Origin of the sequence: uncultured Campylobacter sp. (assembly GCF_938039205.1) — a bacterium.
In the GTDB taxonomy this organism is placed as follows: domain Bacteria; phylum Campylobacterota; class Campylobacteria; order Campylobacterales; family Campylobacteraceae; genus Campylobacter_A.
This window is the reverse complement of the sequence record NZ_CALHVM010000036.1, coordinates 1-3911: the sequence shown is the minus strand read 5'-3', so window position 1 is coordinate 3911 and position 3911 is coordinate 1. Positions and strand designations below refer to the sequence as shown.

At 51.1% G+C, this 3911-nt stretch carries 4 protein-coding genes and 1 pseudogene; all 5 read left to right on the top strand.

The features are described from left to right. Positions 1–208, top strand: a pseudogene (locus Q0394_RS04955) (hypothetical protein); the annotation flags it as partial. A gap of 93 nt (positions 209–301) precedes the next feature. After that, on the top strand, positions 302–1792 hold the full coding sequence (locus tag Q0394_RS04950) for a hypothetical protein (protein ID WP_298945777.1): 1491 nt from the start codon (positions 302–304) through the stop codon (positions 1790–1792). A 429-nt stretch (positions 1793–2221) separates the two neighbouring features. Next, the gene (locus Q0394_RS04945) at positions 2222–2776 is read left to right on the top strand and encodes an acyl-CoA dehydratase activase (RefSeq protein WP_298945775.1); all 555 of its coding nucleotides are present in this window, start codon (positions 2222–2224) and stop codon (positions 2774–2776) included. A gap of 16 nt (positions 2777–2792) precedes the next feature. Then, positions 2793–3023 carry a 2-hydroxyacyl-CoA dehydratase family protein gene (locus tag Q0394_RS04940; RefSeq protein ID WP_298945773.1) on the top strand — a complete coding sequence of 77 codons (231 nt, stop codon included), beginning with the start codon at positions 2793–2795 and terminating at the stop codon, positions 3021–3023. 68 nt (positions 3024–3091) lie between these two features. Further along, a partial coding sequence (locus Q0394_RS04935; protein WP_298945771.1) for a substrate-binding domain-containing protein occupies positions 3092–3911 on the top strand: 820 nt, incomplete at its 3' end.

Genomic DNA, 3911 nt, shown 5'->3' with positions numbered 1-3911 from the left:
CTCCTCCGCCGCCATGAGCAATGTGGGCGGCGGCGGAACAAGATCTAGCAGTAGCGCGGGCTCATATACGCTAGACGCGGGCGAGCTCACGCTCAGATACGACGACGGACGGACGCAGCGTCATAGCTTTTTTTATATCCCGCCTACTAGCGAAGGCAAGGCAGGTGGAGCGGTCGTCGACGGCGTGATACATTTTTTGGACGAATAGCAACCCATCGGCGTAAAACCGGGGTAAATTTGAGAACAAAAAGCCGAAGGCAAAACCGCCGCAGACGGCTTAAAAATTTACGAAAGGAAAAATATGGCTAAATTTAAATTTTTCGCAATCCTCGCAGCGCTTTGCCTCGGATTAAATTTAAGCGCTAGCGAGATAGAGGGCAGATGGAGCATCGTTTCGGTTACGGCGCAGGGGCAAACGTTTAAAACGGCCGGACAAAAGTGCCTCGAAGACTCTTTTATCGAGGCTAGCGGCGATAACGCGCGCCTAAGCCTAAGTAGCGCGGACGGTAAATCCTGCGAAAAAGCCGAACAAAACTTCGCTCTAAAAAACCTAGGCGGCGGCAGATACTCGCTTGGCGGCGGCGAGCTACGGCTAAATAACGGCTTGCTCGAATACAAACAAGGCACGGATAGCGGCGAGATCGTATTTACCTTTAAAAAAGATGAGGTAAATTTAGCCGGCATCGTAAACGGCGCCGTAAATCAAGCCGGCCTCGGCGAGCCAAATTTAAGCGAGATCCAGGGCAGATGGGAGCTAGTCTCGCTAAAGGCGCAGGGGCAGAGCTTTAAAGTCGCGGGGCAAAAGTGCTTCGGCGACTCGTTTTTTGAGATCGGCAGCGATGAAGCGACGGTAGGCATCGTGGGCGTAAATCCGGACGGTTCGTGCAACAATAGCGCGGGTAAAAGCGGCTACGAAAGTCTAGGCGGCGGCAAATATGCGCTTAGCGCTAAAGGGCTGGGCGAGTTTTGGCTAAAAGACGGCATGCTCGAATACAAACAAGTCGCGGACGGGCAAGAGGTCTTGTTTATCTTTAAAAAAAGCGCAAGTAGCGCGCAGGCAAAAGCAAACAAATCAAGCTCAAATTCGGCCGAGTCCGCAAAACCCGCAAAGGACTCTAGCGTCAAACATAGTAGCGCCGGGGCGAGCAAAAAAGGCTCGGGAGTATTTGGCGGTACGAAATTTAACATGCTTTTAAACACGAGCGAGGATTATTCCTTTTACCTACGCGACGACGGCACATACGCAAGCCGCCTAGAAAAGTCCGACTGGCGCACGCGCATCGACGGCACGTATAAGGTCAAAGATGGCATCCTAACGATAACCAGCAACGACGGCTACGATACGAGCTACTACTGCGAGAACGACGACTGCACCTTTTTGTGGAACTCCATCGGCACGGGATACTATATGTTTCAGGCACAAATCCCAAGCCAAATGCCAAAAGAGTGCTTCTCGTTTCGCAAGGACAGCTCGTCGTCCCTGTACGGCTGGTCGGGCGGCAGCGATACCGTAAGCGTAGGCGTGAGCGGATACTACTGCTTTGACGGCAAAGGGCGCTTTAGCTCGGGCGGATCGTCGTATGCTATGGCAACCTCGGGTACCCCAGGCGGCAGCATAGACGGGGGCAGCTCGAAATCACGTAGCGACGAGGGCTCATACACGCTCGATCAAGGCGAGCTAACGCTAAAATACGACGACGGCACGGTCGTTCGCCACAGCTTTTTCTACACTCTGCCGCGCAGTAAAGATAACAAAACTATGGCGATCATCGACGGCGAGGTTTATCAGTAGGCTGGCTCTTTTTGGTTAGTAGGATTTAGCATTTTAGCCCGTTTTTGATCGGGCTAAACTTACATACTGCGCCAGCCAAATTTGATAGTCTGCTCTCGCCTCTCACGACCATCAAATTTGCTTGTCGCTCAGCTCAAAACCTACCTTAAATTTGACGCCGTACGTTAAAATTCCGTCGTCAAATTTACCCTCATTCCCGCATAGAAAATCTCAAATTTAATGCGCTAAATAATATTTTTTCAAATTTCCCTCGCTTTTTACGTCTGATTTTGGCTATAATTTCAACCAAAGCAGATCGCGGTCGCGATTTACATTTGCATAAATTTATCTTCATTTATAGTTTCTGCAAATTTACACGAACCTGAGCACAAATTTGCGCTCAAATTTGACGAAGTTCCGCGTGTCGGAAAATTTACTACGGATTAGAGTATGCATTTCATCGGTATCGACACCAGCGGGGCGTCATCAAAGGTCGCCGTTATGGACGAGTGCGGCAAATTTTGCGAGCTGTTTTTGCTACCGAGCGGCTTTAGCGCGGTTAGAGTCGCGAGGCAGATCAAGGAAGTTTTAGAGCAAAAAGGCTACGGCGGGGGCTTCGTGACGGCTATGGGCTACGGGCGCGTCAGCGTGGAGCACGCGCAGCTTAGCATGAGCGAAATTTTGTGCCACGGCCTTGGGGCGCACTTTTTGTTCGAGAAAGACTGCACCGTCATAGATGTGGGAGGGCAGGACACCAAGGCTATCAAAATAGAAGGTGGCAAGCCTACGGACTTCATCATGAACGACAAATGCTCGGCGGGTACGGGCAAATTTTTAGAGATCAGCGCGGGCCGCCTGGGGCTAGAGCTAAGCGAAATTTACAAAACCGCCCGCAAAAATCCCGCGATCAAACTAAGCCCCTATGCACGGTATTTGCCGAGACCGTCCTCGCTAAGCGCAAACCGAAGGCGATCTAGTCGCAAATATCGCCGAGCGTTACCTTAAAATTCCATGTTCGGTGATGTATCAAAACGACGCCAGAGGCGATATTATAAAGGAATTTATCCACGAGTATCAAGCCCACGGCGTCGTCGACGTCGTGGGCTGCCACACCTACGCAATAGAGACGAACAGGATCAAAGAGGCGAGCCGCGAAGCGGGAGCAAACTATATGAGCTTGGAGACCGACTACTCCAAGCAAGACGTCGGGCAAATTCGAACGCGCCTAGAGGCGTTTATAGAGCTGCTCTAAGCGGGTTGCTCGAAATTTTAAAATAAAGAGCTTTGTAAATTTAACAATCCAAAGAAAGGAGAGATTGCATGAAATTTAAAGAGATAGACGAATCTCGTCGCGGCTTTTTAAAAGGAGCTTTGGCAGCGGCAGCCATCGCCGGACCCGAATCGATGCTCGCCGGCTTCACGCCGTTTAAGCCTGATTCGCTGCAGGTTTGGTCGTGCGGAGGACTGTCCGAAGCTTTTGCGCAGATAAACGCAGCATACGAGTCCAAAACGGGGCATAATATCCAGTACACCGGCGCCTTTGCAGGTGCGCTCGGGAAGTCGCTATTGGCCTTACAGGGCAAGACGGAGGTTTTCGGCGCCCGCGTTTTGGAGCTCTCTCAAAAACTACGCAAGGTTGGCCTTAGCCTTCGCTTTAGACCGCTATGTTTTACCGACTACGTTTTAGTAGTGCCGAAAGGAAATCCTGCGGGCATTCGCGATCTAAAGGATCTAGCGGAACCCGGCGTGCGGGTGATGTTGCCGCTAAGGGCTTCGCCTCCGGGCAGCGGACCGGTAAAGGGAATTTTGAAAAATTCAGGTCTTACTGAGCCGGTCATGAAAAATATGGTCGCCAACGGAGCGTGCGTTATTACCATGATGTGCGATCTGGTAGACGGCAAAGGCGATGCGTCCATCATCGAAAAGCGCCTAACGACGCACGATAGATTTAAAGACAAAATCGAATACATGCCTATCGACGAGAAACTCATCCCGCCGGGACCGCTTACCTTTACGCTAAATATTATGAAATACGTAAAAGACGAGAAGCTTGCCGATGATTTTGCGGACTTCGTCTGCTCGGACGGGCAGGAAATTTTCGAGCGACACGGCTTTACCTCCATCCATTCGGCGCGCGGGC